At 55.3% G+C, this 25,069-nt stretch carries 28 protein-coding genes and 2 tRNA genes; 16 read left to right on the top strand and 14 right to left on the bottom strand.

Features of this window, described 5'->3' with window-relative positions; translation table 11 throughout:
- Positions 1 to 12 precede the first annotated feature (12 nt).
- Positions 13 to 1,419, top strand: coding sequence for an efflux transporter outer membrane subunit (locus ACQKLP_RS18200; protein ID WP_427324289.1), 1,407 nt, complete (start codon positions 13 to 15; stop codon positions 1,417 to 1,419).
- Positions 1,420 to 2,055: 636 nt separating this feature from the next.
- Here ACQKLP_RS18200 and ACQKLP_RS18195 read toward each other — a convergent pair.
- Together ACQKLP_RS18195 and ACQKLP_RS18190 are read right to left on the bottom strand one after the other, a co-directional pair.
- The gene (locus ACQKLP_RS18195) at positions 2,056 to 2,979 is read right to left on the bottom strand and encodes a bestrophin family protein (protein ID WP_427324288.1); all 924 of its coding nucleotides are present in this window, start codon (positions 2,977 to 2,979) and stop codon (positions 2,056 to 2,058) included.
- A 21-nt stretch (positions 2,980 to 3,000) separates the two neighbouring features.
- The gene (locus tag ACQKLP_RS18190; protein ID WP_427324286.1) at positions 3,001 to 3,483 is read right to left on the bottom strand and encodes a hypothetical protein; all 483 of its coding nucleotides are present in this window, start codon (positions 3,481 to 3,483) and stop codon (positions 3,001 to 3,003) included.
- Positions 3,484 to 3,668: 185 nt separating this feature from the next.
- Here ACQKLP_RS18190 and ACQKLP_RS18185 point away from each other — a divergent pair, with 185 nt between their 5' ends.
- The 5 genes from ACQKLP_RS18185 to ACQKLP_RS18165 all read left to right on the top strand — a co-directional run bounded on the left by ACQKLP_RS18185 (position 3,669) and on the right by ACQKLP_RS18165 (position 9,094).
- Positions 3,669 to 4,376: a response regulator transcription factor gene (locus ACQKLP_RS18185; protein WP_427324285.1), complete on the top strand. Its 708-nt coding sequence runs from the start codon at positions 3,669 to 3,671 to the stop codon at positions 4,374 to 4,376.
- A complete protein-coding gene (locus ACQKLP_RS18180) occupies positions 4,363 to 5,730 on the top strand; it encodes a sensor histidine kinase (protein ID WP_427324284.1) in 1,368 nt (455 codons plus the stop codon). The genes ACQKLP_RS18185 and ACQKLP_RS18180 overlap by 14 nt, the downstream gene beginning before the upstream one ends.
- Before the next feature lie 84 nt (positions 5,731 to 5,814).
- Positions 5,815 to 8,256 carry an alpha/beta hydrolase-fold protein gene (locus ACQKLP_RS18175; protein WP_427324282.1) on the top strand — a complete coding sequence of 814 codons (2,442 nt, stop codon included), beginning with the start codon at positions 5,815 to 5,817 and terminating at the stop codon, positions 8,254 to 8,256.
- A gap of 126 nt (positions 8,257 to 8,382) precedes the next feature.
- Positions 8,383 to 8,467, top strand: a tRNA-Ser gene (locus ACQKLP_RS18170).
- A 539-nt stretch (positions 8,468 to 9,006) separates the two neighbouring features.
- Positions 9,007 to 9,094, top strand: a tRNA-Ser gene (locus ACQKLP_RS18165).
- A 186-nt stretch (positions 9,095 to 9,280) separates the two neighbouring features.
- On the opposite strand, the gene ACQKLP_RS18160 is transcribed toward ACQKLP_RS18165, so the two are convergent.
- Complete coding sequence (locus ACQKLP_RS18160; RefSeq protein ID WP_427324281.1) at positions 9,281 to 9,667, bottom strand: hypothetical protein; 387 nt, start codon at positions 9,665 to 9,667, stop codon at positions 9,281 to 9,283.
- Positions 9,668 to 9,813: 146 nt separating this feature from the next.
- Here ACQKLP_RS18160 and ACQKLP_RS18155 point away from each other — a divergent pair, with 146 nt between their 5' ends.
- The 8 genes from ACQKLP_RS18155 to ACQKLP_RS18120 all read left to right on the top strand — a co-directional run bounded on the left by ACQKLP_RS18155 (position 9,814) and on the right by ACQKLP_RS18120 (position 16,470).
- Positions 9,814 to 10,503, top strand: coding sequence for a helix-turn-helix transcriptional regulator (locus ACQKLP_RS18155; RefSeq protein WP_427324279.1), 690 nt, complete (start codon positions 9,814 to 9,816; stop codon positions 10,501 to 10,503).
- Positions 10,504 to 10,602: 99 nt separating this feature from the next.
- Positions 10,603 to 11,028 carry an ester cyclase gene (locus ACQKLP_RS18150; RefSeq protein ID WP_427324278.1) on the top strand — a complete coding sequence of 142 codons (426 nt, stop codon included), beginning with the start codon at positions 10,603 to 10,605 and terminating at the stop codon, positions 11,026 to 11,028.
- A 43-nt stretch (positions 11,029 to 11,071) separates the two neighbouring features.
- Positions 11,072 to 11,602 carry a hypothetical protein gene (locus ACQKLP_RS18145; RefSeq protein ID WP_427324277.1) on the top strand — a complete coding sequence of 177 codons (531 nt, stop codon included), beginning with the start codon at positions 11,072 to 11,074 and terminating at the stop codon, positions 11,600 to 11,602.
- Positions 11,603 to 11,613: 11 nt separating this feature from the next.
- Complete coding sequence (locus ACQKLP_RS18140; protein ID WP_427324276.1) at positions 11,614 to 12,288, top strand: class I SAM-dependent methyltransferase; 675 nt, start codon at positions 11,614 to 11,616, stop codon at positions 12,286 to 12,288.
- A gap of 74 nt (positions 12,289 to 12,362) precedes the next feature.
- Positions 12,363 to 13,823: an alpha/beta hydrolase-fold protein gene (locus ACQKLP_RS18135; protein WP_427324274.1), complete on the top strand. Its 1,461-nt coding sequence runs from the start codon at positions 12,363 to 12,365 to the stop codon at positions 13,821 to 13,823.
- Between the two features lie 90 nt (positions 13,824 to 13,913).
- Entirely contained in the window at positions 13,914 to 14,420 is a 507-nt protein-coding gene (locus ACQKLP_RS18130) for a GNAT family N-acetyltransferase (protein ID WP_427324273.1), read from the top strand.
- 227 nt (positions 14,421 to 14,647) lie between these two features.
- Positions 14,648 to 15,919 carry a hypothetical protein gene (locus ACQKLP_RS18125; RefSeq protein ID WP_427324272.1) on the top strand — a complete coding sequence of 424 codons (1,272 nt, stop codon included), beginning with the start codon at positions 14,648 to 14,650 and terminating at the stop codon, positions 15,917 to 15,919.
- Between the two features lie 11 nt (positions 15,920 to 15,930).
- Positions 15,931 to 16,470 (top strand): cupin domain-containing protein, encoded by a 540-nt coding sequence (locus tag ACQKLP_RS18120; protein ID WP_427324270.1) that lies wholly within the window; start codon positions 15,931 to 15,933, stop codon positions 16,468 to 16,470.
- A gap of 57 nt (positions 16,471 to 16,527) precedes the next feature.
- Here ACQKLP_RS18120 and ACQKLP_RS18115 read toward each other — a convergent pair whose 3' ends face one another.
- The 7 genes from ACQKLP_RS18115 to ACQKLP_RS18085 form a co-directional block, all read right to left on the bottom strand.
- Positions 16,528 to 16,830 (bottom strand): antibiotic biosynthesis monooxygenase, encoded by a 303-nt coding sequence (locus ACQKLP_RS18115; protein WP_427324269.1) that lies wholly within the window; start codon positions 16,828 to 16,830, stop codon positions 16,528 to 16,530.
- 15 nt (positions 16,831 to 16,845) lie between these two features.
- Positions 16,846 to 17,064 (bottom strand): hypothetical protein, encoded by a 219-nt coding sequence (locus ACQKLP_RS18110; protein ID WP_427324268.1) that lies wholly within the window; start codon positions 17,062 to 17,064, stop codon positions 16,846 to 16,848.
- Between the two features lie 175 nt (positions 17,065 to 17,239).
- The gene (locus ACQKLP_RS18105) at positions 17,240 to 17,845 is read right to left on the bottom strand and encodes a YceI family protein (RefSeq protein WP_427324267.1); all 606 of its coding nucleotides are present in this window, start codon (positions 17,843 to 17,845) and stop codon (positions 17,240 to 17,242) included.
- A gap of 18 nt (positions 17,846 to 17,863) precedes the next feature.
- Positions 17,864 to 18,328 (bottom strand): cupin domain-containing protein, encoded by a 465-nt coding sequence (locus ACQKLP_RS18100; protein ID WP_427324266.1) that lies wholly within the window; start codon positions 18,326 to 18,328, stop codon positions 17,864 to 17,866.
- Between the two features lie 128 nt (positions 18,329 to 18,456).
- On the bottom strand, positions 18,457 to 19,215 hold the full coding sequence (locus tag ACQKLP_RS18095) for a LytR/AlgR family response regulator transcription factor (RefSeq protein ID WP_427324264.1): 759 nt from the start codon (positions 19,213 to 19,215) through the stop codon (positions 18,457 to 18,459).
- Positions 19,202 to 20,290 (bottom strand): sensor histidine kinase, encoded by a 1,089-nt coding sequence (locus ACQKLP_RS18090; protein WP_427324263.1) that lies wholly within the window; start codon positions 20,288 to 20,290, stop codon positions 19,202 to 19,204. Before ACQKLP_RS18090 ends, ACQKLP_RS18095 begins: the two co-directional genes overlap by 14 nt.
- Before the next feature lie 99 nt (positions 20,291 to 20,389).
- A complete protein-coding gene (locus ACQKLP_RS18085) occupies positions 20,390 to 20,719 on the bottom strand; it encodes a DMT family transporter (RefSeq protein WP_341840463.1) in 330 nt (109 codons plus the stop codon).
- Between the two features lie 137 nt (positions 20,720 to 20,856).
- Here ACQKLP_RS18085 and ACQKLP_RS18080 point away from each other — a divergent pair, with 137 nt between their 5' ends.
- Positions 20,857 to 21,327, top strand: coding sequence for a GNAT family N-acetyltransferase (locus ACQKLP_RS18080; protein WP_427324262.1), 471 nt, complete (start codon positions 20,857 to 20,859; stop codon positions 21,325 to 21,327).
- Here ACQKLP_RS18080 and ACQKLP_RS18075 read toward each other — a convergent pair whose 3' ends face one another.
- On the bottom strand, positions 21,328 to 22,056 hold the full coding sequence (locus tag ACQKLP_RS18075) for a DNA alkylation repair protein (RefSeq protein ID WP_427324260.1): 729 nt from the start codon (positions 22,054 to 22,056) through the stop codon (positions 21,328 to 21,330).
- Between the two features lie 47 nt (positions 22,057 to 22,103).
- On the opposite strand from ACQKLP_RS18075, the gene ACQKLP_RS18070 reads away from it, so the two are divergent.
- Complete coding sequence (locus ACQKLP_RS18070) at positions 22,104 to 22,571, top strand: GNAT family N-acetyltransferase (protein WP_427324259.1); 468 nt, start codon at positions 22,104 to 22,106, stop codon at positions 22,569 to 22,571.
- Here the strand turns inward: ACQKLP_RS18070 and ACQKLP_RS18065 are convergent.
- From ACQKLP_RS18065 to ACQKLP_RS18055, 3 genes are all read right to left on the bottom strand, one after another.
- On the bottom strand, positions 22,568 to 23,527 hold the full coding sequence (locus ACQKLP_RS18065; RefSeq protein WP_427324257.1) for a hypothetical protein: 960 nt from the start codon (positions 23,525 to 23,527) through the stop codon (positions 22,568 to 22,570). The two genes, ACQKLP_RS18070 and ACQKLP_RS18065, sit on opposite strands and share 4 nt — an antisense overlap.
- A 69-nt stretch (positions 23,528 to 23,596) precedes the next feature.
- Positions 23,597 to 24,031 carry an FKBP-type peptidyl-prolyl cis-trans isomerase gene (locus tag ACQKLP_RS18060; protein WP_427324256.1) on the bottom strand — a complete coding sequence of 145 codons (435 nt, stop codon included), beginning with the start codon at positions 24,029 to 24,031 and terminating at the stop codon, positions 23,597 to 23,599.
- 58 nt (positions 24,032 to 24,089) lie between these two features.
- Entirely contained in the window at positions 24,090 to 24,896 is an 807-nt protein-coding gene (locus ACQKLP_RS18055; RefSeq protein ID WP_427324254.1) for a DUF6232 family protein, read from the bottom strand.
- Between the last annotated feature and the right edge of the window lie 173 nt (positions 24,897 to 25,069).

Here is a 25,069-nt window from a genome sequence, read left to right as displayed (position 1 = left end):
ATCAAGGCAATTATGACGCAATATTCAAAATACTTAATAGCGATACTCACGGCAGCTTCGTTTGCCGCCTGCAAAGTCGGGAAAGACTTTCAGCGGCCCGAAGTGGCCGTACCGGCGCAGTTCGGCAATGCCGCGGCAACAGACAGCACCATTGCCGATGCGCAATGGAGGCAGTTTTTCCCGGACCCGGCATTGCAAAACCTGATCACTGACGCACTGCGGAGCAACTTCGACCTCCAGCTGGCGCTCAAACGGATCGAAGCCGCCTCTTCCTACGTAAAACAGGCGAAAGCGGCCCTGCTGCCTTCCATCAACGCCAACGCAGCGGCCAACACGTCGTTCCCTTCCAAAAACAGCCTCAACGGGCTTAGCCTCAACAACTTCCTGAAAACCGACCATATCGAGGATTACACACTCGGCGTCGGCCTTTCCTGGGAAATCGATGTTTGGGGCAAGATCCGCCGGCAGAAGGAAGCCGCGCTGGCGCAATACCTCCAGACATTCGAAGCCGCCCGCGCCGTGCAAACCGGCATCGTGGCCCAGGTAGCCAACAGCTACTTCAACCTCCTCATGCTCGACGCACAGCTCGATATCGCCAAACGCAACGCCGCATTGAGCGACACTATCGTGCAAATGATCCGCATGCAGAAAACGGCCGGCGAAGTGACCGAACTGGCCGTTCAGCAAGCCGTAGCGCAACAGCAACAGGCAGAACTGCTCATCCCGCAGCTGGAACAGGCCGCCACCATCCAGGAAAACGCCATCCGCATCCTCATGGGCGAACTGCCCGGCACGGTGAACAGAAGCGCTTCGCTCGACGGGTATAAGGTGTGGGATAGCCTGCAGACCGGCGTTCCCGCCAAAGTGATCGCCAACAGGCCAGACGTGAAGGCCTCCGAAATGGGGCTCAAAGCCGCCAATGCCAACGTAGGCGCCGCGCAGGGGGCCATGTACCCCACGCTCAGCCTCACGGCCAACGGCGGGCTCAACGCCTACGAAATCGGGAAATGGTTCCAGGGGCATTCGCTCTTCGGTACGGTAGCGGGCAACATCGCCCAGCCGATCTTCCAGCAACGCCGGCTGAAAACCCAGCTGGAAATCGCGAAGAACGAACGCGACCAGGCCGCTATCCGGTTCAAACAATCCGTAACCGTTGCCGTCCGGGAAGTGACCGACGCGCTGGTGCAGCTGGATAAACTCCAGCAGCAGCAAACCATCGCCGGTTCCCGCTTCCAGACCACCCAGCAGGCCGTGTCCAACGCCCGCCTGCTGTTCCGCAGCGGCCTGGCCAATTACCTGGAAGTCATCAACGCTCAAGGCAGCAGCCTCCAGGCGGAACTGACCCAGGCAGACATCAAACGCCAACGCCTCACCGCCATGGTAGACCTGTACCGGTCGCTCGGCGGCGGCTACCAATAACGGCGATCCCGCAGGCAGATGATAGTTGTTGAATTCAAATCAACAGACAGGTTGGAAGGAAGTAATGCACCGGCAACTGTCATCTGTCAGTGGTTATCGCTCAGTTGACCATATAGAAGATAGCTGCGGATGGTTGATGATTTTTCGACTCAACAGACAGGTAAAGGAAGTAATGCACATCACGATTGTCAACTGTCTGCGGTTATCTGATTCAAGGAAACTAACAGTTTATAAAGGAAAGTTGAAAGTTGAACACAATAGGTAGTTGCGGACAGTCGATAGTTGTCTTACTCAAATCAACAGACAGGTTGTAAGGAAGTAATGCACAAGGCAGCTGTTTACTGTCCGCGACTATCGCTCTTCATGAACATCAGGTTGTACCGGCAGGAGAAATCCTGCCGGTTTTTTTGTGCATGGGGTCCATTCATCGGTTTTGTATAGCTGAAAGTATTTCGATCCGGACCAAATAGTACCGGCAGGCCGAAGCCTGCCGGATTTTGTTTCTACCTTCCTTGCGTACATCTATCTAACCTATAAAACACGTCCTGTCGGGAATTGCCCGGCTTTTGGATGAAAAGCGGTGATGGGAACCGGCAGGCAGATGCCCGCCGGGCTTTGCTGTATATGACTGCATGCTTAGAGGATGTAGTAATCCGCGGTTTCTTCCTGCGGCGCCACTTCCGTGTCTACCGGCATGGTATCTTCTTCGGCGATCTGCAGCAGGTCGCGCTCCACTTTCCGGGCGATGGTGGTCATCGGTGTATCCGTAGGCTTGTTCTCGAAAGGGTCCTGCAGGTTGATGGCCATTTTTTCGATCAGGAGGAATGAAGCCGAAATAGCGGCTACCAGCGGCACTTCCACGATACCCAGCGAATCGATGAGCGCGAACGGCAGCAGGAGGATGAAGAAGATGACGGCGAAATGCGTATACAGTGAATAGGTGGCGGGGAAAACGGTGTTCTTGATGCGCTCGCATTTGCCCATGGCGTCGCACAGGCGCGTGAGGGTCCTGTCCAGCTCGATCTGCTGGTAGGGATTGAGCCATTCCTGCTGGAGGGCATAACGGACGTCGCGGCTATGCAGCTGGAGGATGCCGGCCGGCACATTGTCGTACCGCAACAACAGGTTCAGTTCCCGGCGGGAGAGGAGCCTTTCCAGTCCGCGCAGGGGGTCTTTCTTCCGGAGGCTTTGTCCCAGTGCGTAATTCCAGGCGATCTGCCTTTTGATGAAGTGCTGCCGGAAATGGCGGAATTCTTCCGAATCGTCGCCATCTACGATAGACATCATCTGCCGGGCCAGCGACCGGGAATCGTTGACGATGGCGCCCCAGATCGTGCGGGCTTCCCACCAGCGGTCGTACGCCTGGTTGGAGCGGAAGGCGAGCAGCAGCGACAACACGGTGCCCAGTACCATCGGCACCGCCAGCGGAATGGAAATTTCCTTCAGCCCGTATTGATAGTACAGCATATTGATGATCAGCGTGTACACGGTAACGGCGAGGATTTCGTATTTGATCTTTCCGAAGATGTACCCCAACGGAATGCCTTTCTTCAGTAACATACGCGAGTTTTTTTAAGTGAGTCAAACCTGGACGCCGAGCAGGGCGGAAATGGACGCCGGGGCGGTGACCACTTGCCTGGGGGCCGTCATTATGAGAGCGGAAACGGGCAGTTTCATATGCCGGAAAAGGCTTTCCGGGTTATAGCTGTTTTCGCCGGCGTTGCGGTAATGCAATTGGTCGGGAACGGCGATACGGGTGATGCCGTGCGCCCGGATGAAATTGCGCAGCGCGGGGGCGGTAGTGCCGTAGAAGAACTCCACGCCGATATGGGAAAACACCTGGGCATAGCGGTTCTTCATCACTTCGCAGGCTTCCCGGAAATCGTCGGGCACATGCACGTAGCGGTGGCTGCGGCTGAAAGGCCAGCAATCGAGTAGGGAATCCGGGAGGCGGAGCGCGTGCATGAGGGTGATGCGTACGGGGCTTTCGGTTTGGGAAGCCAGGTGATGAAGGTAGCCCAGCGAGCGGATGCTGAGATCGGTAGGAATCATGACATGTTGCATACGGTTCGTTTTGAATGCAAAGCTACCGGGGCGGGGTTAGGGACCGGTAAATTCCGGTTAAGGATGTGGATGCAAACTTGTAAGAATGTGTTGAGCAGGAAGTAAGAATCCGGTAAGAATATCGGCGGACCGCGGGTTTTCCGGCTGTCAGCCCTTATTTTTGAAAGGATCAAGATGCATGCAGTATGAGAATTTTGTTGGTTGAAGACGAGCCGGCGGTAGTGTCGGTGATTTCGCGGGGATTGACGGAGTCGGGATATGAGGTGAGCGTGGCGCCGGACGGGCTCCTGGGGCTGGAGATGTCGCGCAGCGGCGAATTCGTGCTCATTATCCTCGACGTGATGTTGCCGGGGATGAACGGGATCGAAGTATGCCGGCAGATCCGTGCGGAGAAGAACGGGACCCCTATTCTCATGCTCACCGCCCTTTCCACGATCGATAATGTGGTGATGGGGCTCGATTCCGGGGCAGACGATTACCTCACCAAACCCTACAAGTTCCAGGAGCTGGAAGCCCGCATCCGCTCCCTGGTTAGGCGGCAAAACGGCAACGTTACCCCGGCCGCAAAGCCCTCCAACATCCTCCGCCTCGGCGATCTCGCGCTCAATACAGACACCCGACAGGCCAGCCGCAACAACCGCATCTTCACCCTCACCGCCACCGAATACCGCCTGCTCGAATACCTGCTTTCCAATCCGCGGAAAGTCTTATCCCGTGCGGAAATCCTCGAACACGTGTGGGGCATCGATTTCAATATGAATACCAAAGTGGTGGACGTGTACATCAACTATCTCCGGAAAAAAATCAATAAGGAGTCCGAACCGGAAATGATCCACACCATCGTTGGCCATGGATATATGTTAAAAGAAACCCTCGCCGATGAAGATCAGTAACAAAATCATGCTCCTCTTTTCGGTGCTGACCTTTTCCATCATCCTGCTGATGAGCTTTTTCGTGTATTACCTGGCCAACCGGTATTCTTTCGGCGACTTCTACAAACGCCTCGAAATCCGCGCCTACGTCACCGCCAACGCCGCCTATCCGCCCAACGGCACAGACACTACGGCCTACAACATCATCCGCGACCGCCATCTCGAAAAACTCCCTTCCGAAGAGGAATACATCATTCCCGTCGCCTATGCGGCCGGGCGGTTCGTCAGGCCCGCGAAGCCCAACCTTCCTCACAATTTCTACGACGAAGTGGTGCGCCAGGGCCAGAACACCTATCGCTACAACGAACGCTTTTATGCCGGTATCCTCATCTCACACGGCGGCGGGCGAAGTGTGGTGGTGGTTTCGGCCGTCAACGAATACCGCAGCCAATACATGGCCGAACTCCGGAAAATCCTCGTTATCTGCTTCCTGGTAGCCACCGCGCTCATCGTGGGAGCCGGCGTTTTCTTTTCGCAGTACATCCTGGCGCCGGTGCACCGCATCATGCACCAGGTGAAAAATATCAGTTCCAACAACCTCCATCTCCGCGTCAGCACCGAGCCCGGCGAAGATGAAGTGGGGGAGCTGGCGGGCACTTTCAACAATATGCTCGACCGGCTGGAAACGGCTTTCGAAACGCAGAATAATTTCGTGAGCAACGCGTCCCACGAACTGGGGACCCCGCTCACGGCCATTATCGGCGAAGCGGAACTGGCCCTGCGCGGCAACCGGGATGCAGACAGCCTGCGGGCGTCCATCTCCCGCATGCTCACCGAAGCCGAGCGCCTCAACCACATCACCCGCAGCCTCCTGCAACTGGCGCAGACGGGGTTCGACGGCAAAAAGCAGCACTGGGAGCTCATCCGGACAGACGAGCTCCTGTTCGCCGTTAAACAGATGACGGACAGGCTGAGCCCCGGCAACCACGTGTCCATCGACTACAGCCTGTTCCCCGAAGAGGAAGACAAAATGAGCATCACCGGCAACTTCCAGCTGCTGGAACTGGCCATTACCAACATCGTCACCAATGCCATCAAATATTCCAGCAACCAGCCTGTTTCGCTGGCGCTCGCGGCAACTGACACGAAGAATATCGTCATCGTGAAAGACAACGGGATCGGCATTCCCGCTCAAGACCTGCCTTACATTTTTTCGCCGTTTTTCCGTGCCAGCAACACGAGCAGCTTCGAAGGCTACGGCATCGGGCTGCCGCTCACCAATACCATCATCCGGATGCACAAGGGTGAGATCATCGTGGAAAGCCGGATGAACGAGGGCACGGAAATCAGGGTGGTATTGCCTTCCGTGACCTGACGGCGCTTCCCGCCTTTCATCAAAATGAGTTCCGCTTTTATCGGGCGATGTGTATATTGTTTTCGAACAATGAATTAGCTCCCGATGACGCGTATCTACACATTCCTTTTGCAGGGCGCCCTGCTGCTGGCGCTCGTTCCTGCCCTGGCGCAGGACACGTACACCTTCCGCGACGCCCTGTTTGTGGCCAGTCCGCAGCGGTATGGCCGCGAAGCCATTTATTCCGACGCCCTCGCATACCGGCTCTATGCCAACGATCTGAAGCCGCCGAAAGACGGTGATGTTTTCAGCGATACCCTTACCTGGCGCGCCGTTACGGCGGATTCTGCCCAACGCCTCTTCCGGCGTGGCGGCGGGCGGGGCAGCTTCGGGCGGGGCGGGTATTTTTACCTGACATACCGGTCCGAAAAGGCGCAGACGGCGCTGCTGAACATCCGCGGCAACAGCGGGCTGTACATCAACGGCGAACCGCATACCGGCGATCCCTACAACTCAGGGTGGCTCTACATTCCGGTGCAACTGAAAAAGGGCTTGAACGAATTGTACGTCCGCGGGACGATGATCACCGCCAGCCTCAGTTTCCCCGGGAAGCCGGTGCAGCTGCAGGCCGCAGACGCCACGTTGCCGTCGATCGTTTCGGGGAGGGGCGATACGCAATTGCAAGGTGCGCTGGTAGTGATCAACAGCGCTTCTGCGGAAAAGCGGAAACTGCGGTTGAAAGCCGTTATCGGCGGACGGGAGATGCTGACCGAAGTGCCCGCCGTTCCGAAATATTCCTCGCGAAAAGTGCCGTTTACCTTCGATCCTGCGGGCGTGACCGCTCCCGGGAAGGTGGTATGCACGGTTTCCCTGCTGGAGGGCGACCGGCTGCTCGACGAAGCCAAAGTGACGATAGAAGCCGTTTCCCCGGCGGAAAAATATAGTAATACATTCATCAGCGCCATCGACGGCAGCCTGCAATATTACGCCGTGGCGCCAGAGGCGGGCGGTTTCCGGAAGGGATCGGCGCTGTTCCTGTCCGTCCACGGCGCGGGCGTGGAAGCGATCGGACAGGCGAGGGCTTACCAGTCGAAAGATTGGGGAACGCTCGTGGCCGCAACGAACCGCCGGCCGAGGGGTTTCAACTGGGAAGACTGGGGGAGGATCGATGCGCTGGAAGTGCTGGCCCTGGCCCGCCGCTCGTTCGAGCCCGATCCGCAGCGCATCTACCTGACCGGGCACTCCATGGGCGGCCATGGCACCTGGTTCCTGGGGGCTACCTATCCCGACAACTGGGCCGCCATTGCGCCGAGCGCAGGATATCCCACGCTGAAAGGATATGGTTCGGCAGACGGGCTCGTGCCCGACGGCAGCAACGACCCCATGGAGAAAATGCTGCTCCGCGCCGGCAACCAGAGCGACGTGGTCCGGCTGGCGGAGAATTACAAGCCGCTGGGCGTGTATGTTTTTCATGGAGATGCGGACAGGGTTGTGCCCGTGACGTATGCCCGCCAGATGCGCGAAGTGCTGGCCAGATTCCATCCCGATTTCAGTTACTGCGAATATCCTGGCGGGGAACATTGGTTCGGGGACATCAGCGTAGACTGGCAGCCGATCTTTGATTTCTTCCATTGGCGCCGCCGCCCGGTGGATTCCGCCGTCAACGTCATCGACTTTACCACCGCCAATCCCGGGATTTCCGAAGCGTACCGCTGGGCGGCCATCTATCAACAAAAACAGGCGCTGCATTACAGCCGCATCCGCCTGAAGCGCGACCGGGCCGCGGGTATCATCGAAGGTCAAACGGAGAACGTCCGCCTCCTCCGCCTCGACCTTTCCGAATTCGCCGGTAAAAAACTCACCCTGAAGCTGGATGGATCGGAACTGCAACACACCGCATCCGCGCAGCCCTTATTCCTCCTGCAAACGGAAACCGGCTGGCAGCCTGCGCCCGCGCCTTCGAAAACGGAAAAAGGGCCTCACCGTTACGGCACGCTGAAAGATGCTTTCAACCACCGGATGGTGTTTGTCTACAGCACCGGCGGCACCCCGGAAGAGAACGAATGGAGCTTCAATAAAGCCCGTTACGATGCCGAAACCTGGTACTATCGCGGCAATGGCGCTATTGACATTATTGCGGACAAGGAATATGAACTGCAAAAATATGCAGACAGGGGCGTTATCCTCTACGGCAACCAAACCACCAATAAAGCCTGGAACACGCTGCTGTCGGGCGCGCCGATTCAAATGCAGCGCAACAGCATCACAGCCGGCGGCAAAACCTGGACGGGCCCGGGCATGAGCGCCAGCTTCGTATGGCCCTTACCGGGATCGGAGAGGGCGTCGGTAGCAGTGATCGGCGGCACGGGTATCATGGGGATGAAGGCGGCGTATGCGAACCAGTATTTCGCCGGTGCGAGCGGGTTTCCCGACTACATGATCTATGATGCCGGCATGCTGCTTTCCGGCGCGAAAGGCGTTAAAATGGCGGGTTTCTTCGATCATGCGTGGCGATTAACGGATGCCGACAGGATTGTCGCGGAATAAACGGAGTGCCTGAAATGCAGTCCGGTCAACCGTTTGCGCGGTTGGCCGGATTGTTTTAGGATGAGATAAAATGAGATTGCGCAAAAAAGTTTTTGTTTAATTCATCCGGAGTTTTACTTTTGCGGCGGAGGAATGGCAGAGCGGTCGATTGCGGCAGTCTTGAAAACTGTTGACTGTAACAGGTCCGGGGGTTCGAATCCCTCTTCCTCCGCATCATTTTTTCCCGATCAATGAATCGGGAATTTTTGTTTTTGGGGTGCGGCCGTCTTTGAAAAGTTGATGTTGACTGTAACAGGTCCGGGGGTTCGAATCCCTCTTCCTCCGCATCATTTTTTCCCGGTCATGTATCGGGAATTTTTGTTTTTGGGGGTGCGGCTGTCTTTGAAAGTTGATGTTGACTGTAACAGGTCCGGGGGTTCGAATCCCTCTTCCTCCGCATCATTTTTTTCCCGATCATGTATCGGGAATTTTTGTTTTTGGGGTGCGGCCGTCTTTGCATAGTTGAGAGCACCAGGGTTTCACCAAGAAATATTACGAATAGAAGGCACAAATAATAGCGAAAGCATGAAGCAACAACGGAGGATCAGGACGATCAGTGGAAAAATGGATAATCTTCCCCCGAAAAGCCGAAAATCGAGTAATTCCCTAAAAAAGTTTTTTTAATCCGTCGGGATATTTACATTTGCGCCCGGATTAATGGAATCGCCCCGCTTGGAAAAAAAGCAGAATTTCGTTAAACTCGCAGTAACCGGAGAGATGTCAGAGCTGGTTGAATGTACCTGACTCGAAATCAGGTGTACTCGAAAGAGTACCGGGGGTTCGAATCCCTCTCTCTCCGCTCAAAGCCCAACGGCGAAAAGCCTGTAAATACATATGTTTACAGGCTTTTCTCATTTCTATAAGCATAATTCACAAAAATACCGTTCACCCGCCAGCATTCTAAATGCCGGTCGCATCGCGATATATTGTTATTAATCAATCCATTGCGTCGTATTTGGGACTGAGAATGTATGCACGGCGTCCGCTACATGGGCTTAAAGCTCGTACCCGCCCGGGCGAAGAAATCCAGCACCGCCTGGTTGTACCTGCTTTTCGGGGGAACGGAAAACTTTATCATATCATCTTTATTATGCAGGTTTTCAAAAGCCGTTTCGCTATAATCCACCGAAAAATCGAGCTGGGCCTTATCGCCGGGAAGCCTCGATAACGGGGCCCCGGTATAAACATATTTCCTGACAGCCGCAAAATCCTCATACGCCCGGGCCCGGTACCGGCTATCGATCTTATACAGTACGATACATGCCCGGCTAATCGTCGATTTGTAAATCCCGACCATCTCATAGTGTGGTCCCTGGCCTTTGCTCGCCAGGAATGTAGCTACCAGCATGATCGCAATGATGAATATTTTCATACGCTGATTTTTTGGAACTTCTCCCGCAAAATTCGGTGACCGGGCGGCGGGAAAATTGTACATTCCTGCTGACTTTCCCCCGCCGGCCTGTTTTGATGGAATACATATTTCGGGTTATCTTAGTAGCAACAGCATTTCGGGCACGCATGGCAATCCATTTCATAGACGACGGGATCGTTTCCTTCTCCAAAAAGAACTATTACGCTGCATCGCATTCGCATTACGCCCTGGAACTGGCTTTCGCCATATCGGGCCACCTGGATATTTCCTCCGGCAACCAGCATTTCAACGGCATCCAGGCAGCCATTATAGCGCCCAACACGCCGCATACCTTCGATTGCCTGCATGGTGAAGCTTTTATCTATTTTATCGATCCCACCACTACCACCGGCGAACATCTTATCAGTCTGTACGATCTCGATAACAAATCCATCATGGTGTTGCATGCGGAAGAAATCAACCAATATAAAAATGGCCGGCAGTTTTCGCTTCCCGGATTTGACAGGAAAGACGATAAGAAGGTCAGCACATACACCAGCGAATGTGTCAGGTTGATACACGACCATATCACCGAAGCCGATTGGAGCGTCGACGAGCTTGCCCGGAAATTGTTCGTTTCAGAAAGCCGGCTGGCGCATATCTTCAAACAGGATATGAATATCTCCATCCGCCAATACATCCTTTGGAAAAAAATCGAAACCGCCGCAACGAAATCCCAGACCGGTTGCTCCCTTACCGAAAGTGCCCACTTTGCCGGATTTACGGATTCCTCTCACTTCATTAAAACCTTCAGGAAAATGTTTGGCGTCCGCCCCTCGTTCGCCATGAAAAGTTAGCAGGATTGTACAATTTTCCCGTTCACCGTTCGTCTAATTTTGTAACATCAATCGCTTGCAATCCCTCATTACGGGCAGATGGCCGATAAACCAATTCTTATGACGAACGATAACCTGATAGACAACAAAACGCTCATCCACAAACTGTATAAAGAAGTTTTGGCGGACTGGAACATGGCGATGGTGGATGCGTTGCTTGCAGCAGACTTCATTTCGCACGACTGGCCGAAAGGCACGCCGGCGGGGCCACAGACGTTCAAGGGCTTCTATGCGAAGATCAAGGCCGCATTGCCGGATGCCCGTTACGAACTGGACGATGTAATAGCCGAAGGAGAAAAAGTAGTGACCAGGTGGCGTTTGCTCGGTACGCATGACGGTCCGTTCGATGGAATGGCCCCAACAGGCAGGTCCATCGTATTGAACGGCATTGCCATTTACCGGGTCTCGAATGGGAAAGTGCAGGAGAGATGGGTGGTTACGGATTTGCATGCCCTATTGCAACAGGCTCCCGGGGCGGTTCAATAATCGCCGGAGCGGGAAAAACATCTCACACTAAATAACATAGAATATGCTGTATAATCTCGCGCTCTTCCTCCATATTTCGGGGGTCATACTGATTTTCGCAGGTCTTGCCATTGAATGGGTCTGCATCTCAAAGATCAGCAACGCAACCAGGCCTGACCAGACAAGAGAAGCGGTGCTGCTGTATGCGAAGTTATTGATCGCAGGGATAGGTGCCGCCCTGACATTCCTTGCAGGCGCTTACATGGCTGCCACCGTCTGGGAAGGCACCAGCTGGGTGATCGCGGGCCTGGTGGGGTTCTTTCTCATTGCGCTTTTAGGCGGACTGACCACCGAAAGAAAGATGAAAAGAGCCAGAAAAATGATAAAAAGCGGAGAAGGGGACCTGGCCGGATTGTTCGGGAACACCCGGATGTTGTGGCTTTCTTTCCAGGTGAGGACCGCCATTCTGTTCGGGGTGGTTTATCTCATGACGGCAAAGCCCGGCCCGGTGAGCTGCGCGATCATATTGCTGGCATCGGTTATTGTTGGCCTGATCCCGTTCAGAAAGGCGAATACGGCCATCAGTAAGGCATGAAACACAAGGTCATGGCAGAAAAAAAGACATATATACCGGCATTGGGATATGGTTTTTTGACGGGTTGGTACGACCTGGCCATCAAGCTGACCATGCCCGAACGAAAATTCAGGGGCAGGCTGGTAGACGAGCTGGCCCCCCGGGATGGAGAAGCGATATTGGAATTCGGCTTCGGCACGGGACAGAACATCATTTTCGCACACCGGCGCAACAATAAAACGGCACTGACGGGAATCGATATCGACCCTGCCATCAAAGCAATAGCGGAATATAAGTTCAATAAACTGGGACTGGACGTTGCGCTGCAACTATATGACGGCGCAACCTTTCCATTTGCAGACAACTCGTTCGACAAAGTGTTCAGTGCATTGGTTTTCCATCAACTGGACCGGGAAACGAAACTGGCCTGCCTGGAGGAAATTTTCAGGGTGTTGAAACCGGGCGGGCGACTGGTTATCGGCGACTGGGGCAGGGCAAGGAATAAATCCGCCAGAATGGCCTTTTACCTGGTCCAATTGCTGGACGGGTTCAAAACTACCAATGACAACGTAAACGGATTGCTGCCCGCATTTATCGAACAGACCGGTTTTCAGCAGGTAAGGGAAACGGGTTTTATCAATACCGGGATCGGGACTTTTTCGTACTATACGGCGATTAAGTCGACGAAACCGCCCCTTTGTCGATAAAACCGGGTTGGGAGGGGAACGGGTTGCAACTTTTGGCGGGGAGGCGCGTCTTCTCTTAAACACCGTCAAAAGTCATGAAACGATTCGTATTCCCACTTTTATTTTCCCTCTGCAGCTCCGGCGCCATCGCGCAGGTCAAATTGAGCGTACAGCTGGACGCGTCGCTGAAAGGCCCCTATACCGGCCGCCTTTTCGTATACACCCTCAAAGACACCGCCGCCAGGTTCACCGACCGTACCATGGCGGAAGAACCTGCCTTTTACCAGCCGGTCGCCAATTGGCTGCCGGGTGAAAGCATCAGTTTCGAAAAGGGAAGCCAGCCCTCGCACAAGGCCCTCGAAACCCTCGATCCCGGGGTTTACAAGATCGTCGCCATCCTCGACACCAATACGAAGGAAAGAGGCAACACCGCCCCGGGGAACCTCTTCAGCCGGCAGGAAGGCCTGCTTCATATCGCCGAAAAAGGCAGGGGCGAAGGCACTGTTACCCTCAATATGGCCTTCCCCGAACGCCCTTTCCGGGAAACGGACCAGGCGAAGGAAGTAAAAATGCGATCTGCCCTGCTGAGTGATTTCCGGAAAGAGGACATTTTCATCAAAGCCGCCGTCATATTGCCGGAATCGTATGCGAAAGACACTTCGCGGCAATACCCCGTGGTGCTCATCATCCCCGGATGGGGCGGAACGCATTACCATGGCGCCATTCCCGATAACCAGCGCGTGTTCGGGATGGGGCAGGGGAAAGACAAGATCTACGTCTACCTCAACCCCGAGACCCAAACCCCCTGGGGCCTCCATGCCTTCGTGGATTCGCGGGTGAACGGCCCCTGGGGCAAAGCCCTCGTCACCGAACTGCTGCCTTATCTCCAACAACGGTTCCGGATCAGGAAAGATCCCAAACAAACTTTTATCACCGGCCAAAGCTCCGGCGGATACGGCGCCGTTTGGCTCGCCCTTCATTACCCCGCCAGTTTCGCCGGCTGCTGGGCCACGGCCCCCGACCCGCTGGATTTTTCTTCCTTCACGGGCGTAAACCTCTATACGGCCAAAAATTATTACCGGGACGAATCCGGCAAGGAACGGGGCTTCCTCCGCATGAACGGAGCTTTCCGGCAAACCCAGCGCGATGCCAGGATGGCCGAACTGTTTGCCGGCGATGGCGGGCAGCAGCAATCCTTCGAAGCGGAATTCGGGGTACCGGGAAAAGACGGCCGCCCGAAGGAGCTCTTCGATCCCCAAACCGGCGACATCCGCAAATCGGTGGTGCAGGAATGGAAACCCTACGACCTCGCCCTTTACGTGCAAAATAACTGGCAAAAGATCAAAAAAGCCGGCGTAGGGAAGATCACCGTCTATGCGGGAACGGAGGATAATTTCCTGCTGAACGAATCGGTGGCGGCTTTCGGCCGGAAAGCGGCAGCGGCAGGGGCAGACATCCGGGTGGTGCTGGTGCCGGGGGCAGACCATTTCACGCTGCGGAACGAAGCCTGGGCGAAGGGCTTGCAGGCGGAAATCGATGCGCTCATCGGGGATTGAACCGGTTTTATATCGACCGGATGCCCCTTCGGTCGATCCGGTGTTTTGCATACATCCCGATCCCTTAATTTTGAACCAGCAATGAACCCCATGGAAAATATAAGGTTGCGGGCCCTCGGGCCCGGCGATACCGAAATGATCGGCCTCGTGGCTGAATGGTACAACGAAGAATGGAACCTGCCGCTGCAGAAAACCCGCGAGAACCTGCTGACTGTTTGCTCCGGTGAATCCCAATTCCAGGCGGTGCTGACCGTAGGCGGCCGGCCCGTGGCCACGGGTGGCGTTTATCATCATGTAGGGCTGTGCGATCGCGTGCCCCGTTTCCGGCAATACCGCCACTGGCTGGCGATGGTGTATACCGTTCCCATGTTCAGGAAAAAGGGATATGGCGCGCATTTGTGCCGTTACCTGCAGGATTTGAGCAAGGAGAAAGGGATCGGGTCCCTCTACCTTTTTACCGACTCGGCAGAGCGGTTATATACCCGCCTCGGGTGGGATGTGATGGAACGATTGGAAACCGGTGGAAGGGACCTCGCGGTGATGCACCTCGCGTTAGCCGGGAAACCGCTATCAGATAACGGTTGCGCATGCTTATGAAAAAAATAAACGGTAAATAGTTAACGGACAAGTTCTGGCGAGAACGAAGAAAGCGTTGCGGCTCGAAAGTGCGGCGGCGCTTTCGCTTTTTCCGGCTGTGCATGAAATCATCGACCGGCAGCGGTTTCTATCTATGCTTTCGTGTATCCGTCGACTTTATTTTCTCTTCCTGCGCGCGCGCACCAATTTTGCCGTTCACACGAAACCTGAATTTAAAAAATCATGCTATGATCAGAAAAATGAAGCGGAGCGTTTTCTTCGTGCTCCTGCTCGCTGCCGCCGTATCCTGTAAAAAGAGCGGTGAAGGTGAAGCGCCGGCGCCTACGCTCCCCGAGCCCCAGCCAGTTACGCACGGCATTCCGGAAGGAACGCCCGTCACCAAAACCATCGGCGCAGCCGGCGGCACCATCCAGTCGGCCGATGGCAATATCGCCATCGAAATCCCCGCAGGCGCTGTGTCTGCCGCCACCAACTTCTCCATCCAGACCGTGAGCAGTACGCTCACCGCCGGCACAGGCCCTTCGTACCGGCTGCTGCCTGAAAACGTGCAGTTCCAGAAAGACGTAAAGATCACGCTGAAGTACGCAGATACGAGCCTCATCGGCACTACGGAAGACGATCTCTACCTGGCCTACCAGGACAAGGAAGGGTTCTGGCACCGGGTGATCATGACGGCCATCGACAAAACGAATAAAACCCTCAGCGCCCAAACCCGCCATTTCAGCGACTGGACCATCGAACGGATATTCCGCATCGAGATCGCGCAAAGCGATCGCATCCTGGAAGCCAACGAGCAAGCGATGTTGATGGTAATGTACCAGGATGTCAAAAAAGGAACGGACCAGATCATCCAGGGAGTATGGGTGCCCGACCAGAACATTGAAACGTGGTTCGCCACCGGCCCGGGCACGTTCGATAATACCAAACATCATAAAGTTTATTTCAAGGCGCCTGCCAGTATCCCGCAGCACCAGGAAATAGCTGTGGGCGTACGCATCAGGAACCTGGTAAGCCAGCGCCATCCCGACAGGCCGGGCAATGGCGGCCTGGTGATCGTACAGGTGCCGGTAACGCTTCTTCCGGAAGAGTATTTCATCTGGTATGTGGACGGCACTACGAACGTCGCCTATTCCATGGACGCGGCGCTGTTGGGTACCAATACCACGCTGTTGGGAACGGGTATCACGGGCGGGGTCGGCATATTCATGAATGGTGCCGGGTTGGGCAAGTATGTGTCGGGCAGCGCAATGGAACCGAAGAAATTCAACGTGCAGTTATCGATCTCCAACGGCAATCCCCCGATTTACCTTTCGGAATATTATCCCTGTGGCGGTACGGGCGTGATGTACGGCAGCGGGGATTTGAACATCAGCAGTTACGGGAGCATCGGGCAATCCATTTCCGGTTATTTCACGGCTATGGTGTATGCACCGGGATCGGGCTGTAATCCTAAACCTAAAAAAGTTTCCGGAAGTTTCCGCCTCAAAAGGAAAGTGTAAAATCCCCCATCATGAAAGCAACCATCGTCAACCCCATCATCAAAGACCAGGTCACCTTCGCCGAAACCTCCGCATCCACCGGCGGGCGCATTTCCCGGCTGGAAGTAACGCTCATGCCCGGCGGCGGAACGCCCATGCATTACCACCGCAATTTTTCGGAAACTTTCGTAGTCACCGAAGGCGTGCTGACCGTCACCCTGAACGGCCGCTTCGTGCGCCTGGCGCCCGGCGGGCATTTCACCGTTGAAAAAGGCGTGCCGCACCGCTTTTCGAACGAAACCAGCGAGCCCGTGCGCTTCACCACCATCGTGGAGCCCGGCTCCACGGGGTTCGAGAACGCCCTGCGCATCCTGTACGGCCTCGCGGAAGACGGCATCACCGATAACAGGGGAATGCCCCGCAACCCGCTGATCCTGGCCGCTATCTCGGATATGAGCGATATGCACCCGGCCGGCGCCGCCATGCTGTTCCTGCCGGTTTTCAAGCTGCTGGGGCTCATCTCCCGCATCAGCGGCACGGAAAAACGCCTGTTGAACAAGTATTGCCAATAGCTCGTTTACAGGCAAAAAAAAGCGGCGGTCCCAATGTCGGGACCGCCGCTTTTTCGTTCAGATGATCGGCCGGACCGCATCCGCCAGGTGCAGCACCTCGATCTGCGGCTCGCCGGTCAGGCCGCTGGCGTCGCGCTGTTGCTGGAACGCGAGGAAAGAAGGCACCGCCAGTACCCGCTGCTGGACCGCCGCATCGTTGTGGTGGGAAATATGGGTGAAGGTATTGCCATCGGCGGAAGTGTAAACGGCGTACTGAAAGCCTTCCATCCGCCTGAAATCATCCATGAAACGGCGGATGTTTGCCAGGTTTTGCTGCGCGAATGCCGGTTGAACGGTGTAAGTAACTTTAACGGTTATCATGATGGCTGGTTTTATTTATTTTTTAAAACGATTGATGACATGGTAATAGAACGGCAGGATGATATAATAGACGACCGGCACGGCTATGATGGTAAGGATGCCGGTCCTCAGCGGCAGGGGAAAATGTTCGATATGCCCGCCCAGCACGAACAGTAATAAAGTGATCAGGGGGTATATCGCCAGCCAGATCAGGACCGGCGCCAGGTGTTTGTTGTGTGGTCGATCGTTTGTCATAGTGTGTTTGAATTATCTGTTTGAAATAATAATGCGCGGATAAAACAGGATTGGACAAACGGAGCAGTATTTTTTTCAGGGATGGACGAATGCCGCCGGCACCGGGTCATCAAACGGAAAAAGGACGCCTCGTGCTGAGACGTCCTGTTTTTCCCTTTTTTGGGGACAGATGGCGTTATTTTGCCGGGGTTCCTTTGATATCGATCGAAATCTCGATTTCGGGCAGAATGTACAAAGGCCCCGCGGGATCGCTGTAGGCGTTCATTCCCCAGTCGAGCCGGGGGAGTTTAAAGCTGCCGGTCGCGGAGATTTTGTCTTTCGTAACCTGGATGGCGGCAGGGAAGCTGAGCGGGTGCGTTTGCCCGATCATCGTGAATTCACCGGAGATTTTTGCGTTGATGCCAGGCACGGAGGCTTCCTTGAAGTCTTCCACTTTCGTGACGTGGAACTTTGCTTCGGGATACATGGGAACGTTGAAAAACGTATCGCTTTTCAAATGGTTGAGCAGTTGCTGTTTCGGCGGCCCGGAAAGGTCTTCGTTGTCGATACTGGCGATGGGGATGGTAAAATCGCCGCCCGTAACCCGGTCGTCTCCATTGGTGAGCAGGCTGCCCGTCACCTTGAAGCTGCCTTTATGGAAATGGGTAGGGGCTTTGCCGATCCATGTGATCACCGAAGCATTTTCATCTACCTTGAAGCTGGGAGCGATGCCTTTGTCTTTGTTGGAACAGGCCGCCAAAACGAGGAGCATGGCGGAGAAGAGATAGTGATGGCGTTTCATGTCGCGAGTGATTGTTTTTTATTTGGTTTCCAGAAAATGTACGTTGTATCGTTGCGTGATGGTCTGCAACATCTTCCCGATGGCTTCCATATCTGGCGCCTGTGGCGGTGCGATGGAGGGCTCGCCTTCCAGCGGTGTGCTGAATTCCTCGAAGAACCCGCTCAGCCGGCCGGGGGTGATCAGGTTGAGCAGTTTGGCCGTAGGCGTAAGAATGCTGAACGCGTGGGGGATTTTTCTCGGGGCGAAAGCGGCATCGCCGGGGCCCAGTTCGGTGATCACATTGCCGACCTGCAGGCGGATGCTGCCTTCCAGGACAACGAAACTTTCGTCTTCCTCTTGATGCACATGTAATGGCGGTTCACCGCCGGCGGGCAAGGTAAATTCCAGCAGTGCGATGCCGCCTTTCGTTTGTCCGGGATGGATGAGCGTCCTGTAAAAGCCTCCCTGGTAGCGCCGGAAGCCGGACGTAGATCTTAATTCCATTTGAATTCCTGTTTTTGGGAATGCAAGGTTCGGACATATCCGGGGCGGGTGCAACTAAGATCGACCGGCGCAGGGTTCGGTCGCCGGAAGGACGTGTTGGTAGATGGATGTTCGACGGATGGATGCCTTTATTCCGCAGTTTCCCCGCCGGGGCCGAACTGCTCCAGGCAGGCCTGTTTGTAGTTGCGGCCGATGGGCACTTTCTTGCCGGCAACGATCACGTAATTGGGGTTGTATCCTTCCACACTGTCTACCGGGATGATGAAAGACCGGTGTACGCGCAGGAAGCGCCCCATGGGCAGGAGTTTTTCGGCCACGCTGATCTTCTGTTTGGTCATGTAGGTTTTCTCTTTCGTCACCACCCGGATGTAATCCCGCACGCTTTCGATCCAGTGGATGTCTGCCGTGTCCACTTTGATCGATTGCCGGTCGATCCGCAGGTACAGGTAATGCCGTGCGGCCGGCTGAACGGGCGCTTCCCGGGGCTGGGCGTAAACGGCGGGGGCACGGTCTCCCCGGAGGGCGTGCATCACTTTATCCACGGCCCGCAGGAACCGGTTCAGCGGGATGGGTTTTACGAGATAATCCACCGCATCGAGGTTGAACCCTTCTACCGCGTACTCATGGTAAGCGGTGGTGAACACGATCTTGGGCGGGTTTTTCAGGCTTCTGACGAGGTCGGTGCCCAGCAGGCCGGGCATTTTGATATCGATGAAAAGCAGGTCTACCGCCTGCTGCCGCAATACCTGTGCTGCCTGCATGGCGTTGTTGCAGGTGCCGATCACTTCCAGTTCCGGGACGTTCGCGGCGTATTTCCGGATGATCTGCAGGGCGTGGGGCTCGTCGTCCACGATCAGGGTCCGTATTTGTGTGTCAGGCTGCGTCATGGGCGGATAATTTAACCATTAATTCGATGATGAAGCATTCTTCTTCGTCGTACCAGGCCAGCGAGTGCGCTTCCGGATAGAGCAGCCGCAGGCGGTTTTTCACGTTCGACAGGCCGATCCCGCCGCTTTGCTCCGTTCTGCCGGGCACCGGCTGTTCGGGCTTGCTGTTGCTGATCTTCAGGTGCAGGGCGCCGTCGCGCACCAGCAGTTCCATATTGATCCAGGCGCCTTCGACCGTTTCGCCGACACCGTGCTTGAAAGCGTTTTCCAGTAACGGCAGCATGAGCAGCGGGGCTATCCGGTACCGGCCGGGCGGCTCGCCTTCGATGCGCACGTTCAGGTCCAGCCGGTCTTCGTACCGCAACTGCTCCAGCCGGATGTAGTCGTTCATGATCTCGATATCGCGCTCCAGCGAAACCCGGTCAGCCGCGCATTCGTAAATCACATACCGGAGGATGTTCGACAGCCCCAGCACCACGCCCGGCGTTTGCGGCGCATTGTCCAGCGAAAGGGCGTAAATATTGTTGAGGGAATTGAACAGGAAATGGGGATGGAGCTGCCCTTTCAGGGAGCTGAGCTCCGCCTGCAGGATGGCGTTTTTCCGTTCGTGCCACATCATGAACAGCTTGGAGGTGAGGCCGATCCAGACCACCACGTTGCTTCTTTCCACGGCGTTCACGAAATCCCCGGGGCTGACGAACTGCTGCCACCGCGATTTGGCCAGTTTGCCCCAGGTGAAATCCGGATCGTCCCGGATGTAGAAATCGTAGATGTAGGGATCGGTGACAAAAATCTCCGCCAGCCGGTACAAAACGGCCATCAAAACCATCACCGCCAGGCCGGCAACGACCGTCTGCAGATACCGCCCCTTGAAAAAACTGGGAAGCACCTGGTGAACGAGGAGGTAATAGTAAAGCATATGAACGGGCAGCAGCATAAGCACCACTACCGTGCCCAGCCGGTAACTGCCGAAAGCAGTGCTGTAGATATAGGTAAGCAGCAGGAACGCGAAAGCCCAGAAGAGGAGATGCGTTAAAAACCGCCCGTTTTTCAGGTAGGAAAATGCTGATTTCATGGTACAAACTTAGCGCACTTGATAACAGCCGCGGCGCACGGTACCCAATATACGGCTTCCGGATCGACGGACAACCCGAATTATCGACGAACGGTGGCTTTAATGCTCCGTGCTCTTCGAAAATACGTTCACGACGATCACCCCGGCCACGATCAGCAGCATCCCGATAATAGCGCCCGCATCCAGCTTCTGCTTATACAAAATCCAGCCGGCGGCAGATACCAGTACGATGCCCAGGCCCGACCAGATCGCATAGGCGATGCCCACCGGGATGGACTTCAACGTCAGGCTCAGGCAATAGAACGCAATGCCGTACCCCGCGATGACGATCAGCGAAGGCCCGGTTCTGGAGAAGCCTTCAGACGCTTTCAGCGCGGAAGTAGCGATCACTTCGGAAACGATGGCGACGGCCAGCAGGACATATTTCATAGACCTTGTTTGATAGGGTAAAAATATCGCTGCCAACCGGAAATAAAAATATTTTTATCCCGCCGGGAAACAGGCGCGCCCGCCATGGGAATCTCGCGTTTTTTAAGGACATTCGTCTATTATCAAAGCTGAAAGACATGACCATCCGCCCCTACGAACCTTCCGATTTCGATGCCTGCATCGCCGCTTTCAAAGGCAATATGCCGAAGTATTTCCTGCCTGAAGAACTGGATGATTATGCCAACTGGCTGAAGAACTATGAAAAAGGGATTCCCGCCAAACCCGACGGGGTAGAAGCATATTTCGTGGCGGAGGAAGATGGCCGACTGGCGGCCTGTGGCGGCGTTTTCATGGAAAAACAAAACAACATCGCCGGAATGGTGTGGGGGATGGTCGATAACCGGCTGCACCGGCAGGGCATCGGCCGGCGGTTCCTGCTCTACCGCATCGATTATATCCGCCGCAATTGCACCACCTGCGGCATCAAACTGGATACCACGCAGCATTCGCGCCCATTCTTCGAAAAATACGGTTTCGCCGTGGTGAAATACACCGAGAACGGTTATGGGGAAGGGATGCACCGGTACGATATGCTTTTTGGCGCCTGATCATTTCTCCATCGCCCGGGCTTTCCGGTCGGCGGGCATTTTCTCGATCGCGTATCGCAGCGCCGTGCGGGGCATGTCGGTTTTATGGCGCATCACGAACCGGAAAACCGCGTCCTCATGCTTTTCAGCGGCCGATTTCAGCAGCCATCCGTAACCCTTGCGCACCATATCGTCTTCATCGTGCAGCAGCAGGGTAGCGATGCGAAGCGATTCCTCCAGCATCCATCCCTTCCTGGCCGGAACGATCAGCGATACGGCCGCTCCCCGGCGTACCCACCGGTTTTTAGATTTCGCCCATTTTTCCAGCACCGGCAAGCGGTCCGGATACCGGATGAGGAATTCCCCCACCGTATGGTTGCAGAACGTATCGCAGGCGGCCCAGTTGGTTACGTAAGCGTGCAGCCATTTTTCGAACAAATGGAGGTCTGCCGGCACAAATTCCTTCCGCCGCGAATACGAAAGGTCGCAGGCGATGAGCGTTTCCTCCATCATCCCGTCTTTCCACATCTCCTCGCAAATAGAAAACACGGTTTCCTTCGTTTCGGACCGGAGCGCCTTCATGTACGGCCTGGCGATCGCCTTTACCGTGGCGGATTTCACGCCGTGCGTTTTAATGTCTTCCTTGAAAAACCTGCGCGCGGAGTCCTGTCCGGCCGGGGTGCCGGCCGCCTGGAGATCCTGCCTTAATTGTAGGATGAGCGGGGTCATGCGCAAATATAAACGTTCCATCGGTCTGCGCGGGAGGTTGTTTGCGGGTTGACGTATCTTCGCGCAACATGGAAAATACCCCGGATATTATGTTGCGGCCCGCCGTGGATGCGGACCTTCCTGGGATCAGAACGCTTTTCAGGTCGACGGTCCTACACGTTTGCGCCGGCGACTACGACGCCAACCAGTTGCAGGCATGGGCTTCCGGCGCAGATGACCCCGAACGCTGGCAAAAGCTGCTAAACACCACCGAACTGATCGTTGCCGTGGCGGGCGATGGCCGGCTGGCCGGGTTCGCGGCGCTGGAGCGGCCTTCGCATATCGAAATGATGTATGCAGGGAAAGATTTTCAGGGGATGGGCGTAGCCGCCAGGTTGCTGCGCCAGCTGCTGTCTCGAACCACCGGCCCGGTAACCGCCCATGTCAGCCGGACGGCCCGGCCGTTCTTCGAAAAACACGGATTCTTGGTCACGGAAGCGCGGTTTCCCGTCCGGAACGGCATCGTGATCCCCAACTTCGCCATGACGAAACCCTAACGCGCTTCCGCCCTCCGGCGGACCACCTGGAGGATGTTGTCCTGAATGTCTTCCATGATCCAGCCGGCCCAAATGCTGGCGTACCAGTTAAACGTGGTCGCGAGTTTGAAGTGGCTGTATAAATGCAGCCGGCAGGTAGAATCGTCCAGTTGCTCCAGTTCGTAGGTGCCGTTGAGCACGTCGAAGAACTGGCCGCCGATGACGATGTGCTCGTCCATGGTGGTGGAGGGAATGTCGTACGGATTGGCCTTTATCGTGAACCGCATGAACTCCTCGTGCCGGTAAGCCTCCACGGTTTCGTCGAACACCAGTCCACCGGTAAAAACCGCCTTCCGGAAACCGCCCGTCCCTTCTTTATCCAGTTCTGCCCTTACCGGTTGCGGGAATAGCAGCCAGCGTGTGATCCCGGCTTTGTTCTCTTCGGCGCTGATGTCGGAAACGCGGGTCACCAGGGGCCAGATGCGGTTTTTGGGCGCCTGGATGTCGATAAACGTATAGGTTTTGTACCGGCCGGGAATTTTACCCATCCATTGCTCGATGGGGCTGATGAACAAAGGGAGGAGCAGCAGGATGGAAACGTATGTTTTGCCGTGCTTTTGCCGGCGGCGCATCCAGCGGCCCGTGAGCCCGCCCAGCGTACCGGCCACCATAAACAGGGGGAAAATCATCACCCAGCAAGCCCATCCTTCCATTCCCAACGCCATGGAAAGCACGAGGAAAAGGACCATGGAAGCCCAGGGGAGAAAGATGGAAACATCGCGCCGCTGCGATTGCGCGTAGCTGGCCAGCCAGGTGTTGAGCACGCCCATGGCAAAGGGAACGAAAAACAGGAATGAGATGCTCATCACATCCGACAGTTTCCATCCGTCGAATGCTTCGAAAATGTAAAGCATGAAGGTGCCGAAAGCGACCGGCGCAAAAAGGGAGAGCAGGAAAGAACGGGTGTCGCGGTCCATAGGGGAGGGAGTTGGTATGGGATGGATAAAAAAATCCGCCTGGGCATACCAGGCGGATTTTGGAATGGCTTAGCTGATACCGAGCAGTTCCACATCGAAGATCAGCGTGCTGTTGGCACCGATCTGCGCGCTTACCTGGCGGTCGCCGTAAGCGAGGTCTGCCGGGATGAAGAAGCGCCATTTGCTGCCCTGGGGCATGAGCTGGAGGCCTTCCGTCCAGCCCTTGATTACCATGTTCAGGGGGAACGTGGCCGGCTGGCCGCGTTGTACCGAGCTGTCGAACACGGTGCCGTCGATGAGGGTGCCGTGGTAATGGCAGGTCACTTTGCTGGTAGCCGAGGGCTTGGGGCCGGTGCCTTCCGTAAGGACCTGGTATTGTAAACCGCTGGGAAGCGCCGTGATACCGGGCTTTTCCTTGTTGGCGGCAAGAAATTCCTGCCCGGCCTTCAGGTTGGCGGCTGCTTTTTCGTTTTTCATGTTGAAGAGTTTGTCTGCTATGCCCATATTCCGGATAATTTTTAATGTCGGGCAAAGGTACGACAAATGGAGGTTGGATGCGATCTCAGCTCCAGCCGAAGAAATGGGAAAGGAGGTTGATGAGCAGGCCGGCGGAAATTTCCTTCCCCATACCGCCTGCATGTTTTTCCACCATCCTGCCAATCCAGCTCTCGGTGAGCTTGCCGGGTGTACGATGTTGATGGTCTGGCTGTTCCGACTGAAGGATCAGTTTCAGCTCTTCGATGTCTTTGGACGAAATGCCCAGCTTTGCCAGCTCGTCAGACAATATATTCACCCGGTTACTGAAATTACCGGAATTGCTATTGTCCGTAGATTGGTAATTGATTTTCGCGTTCGGGCTATTATTGATCTCGTTGTGAATATTCTGCATATTGTCGATTTTAATGGACCCATGTCCGAAATGTGCGTGGAAAATCTTTTCGTCCGATTCGAGGGCAACGGTGATGGCATCGTACAATCGTTTGATACCTTGCTGATCGCTGCTGTAAATGTTTTTGTGCGACCCCGAGTTCATTTCGATGGTAACACCGAACAATCGGGGCTTCCAGCGTTCAAGAAGGCCGTAAAGCAGCACCAGCCCGCATGGAATGGCGATGATGGGCCACAGCTTCCCGAGGAACAGGGACGCGAGTACGCCCAGCCCCATCAGGAGCATGCCTGCATTGCTGACTTTGAAGCTGCGCTGGATGTTGTAAATGTAGACGCTGGAGATATTCTGTCGCAGCACCGTCTGGCCGCCCCAGGTAATCGTATTCTTCCCGAATTGAAACCCGCCCACATACGATTCCTGCGCTGCGAGCGGCGAGTGAAAACTCGACGCGCCCGCCGGATTGGATTGAAAAGGTAACATAAGAAGGATTTTTGTCTGTATACAATGATCGCTTTTTCTGGAGAAAGGGTGAAAAAAATAACTTTTTTGGGGGGAAATCTTCATTTCTGTGTCCTTCCTGTGCATCGCCATTCATATTAATTTGACTTTGCCGGACGGGAATAATTCCTATTTTGGCCCATCGGCTTTTAAAT

This window comes from Chitinophaga sp. NPDC101104 (assembly GCF_050277495.1).
In the GTDB taxonomy this organism is placed as follows: Bacteria; Bacteroidota; Bacteroidia; order Chitinophagales; family Chitinophagaceae; genus Chitinophaga.
The sequence above is the reverse complement of the archived record's forward strand: the minus strand, read 5'-3'. Positions and strand labels throughout refer to the sequence as shown.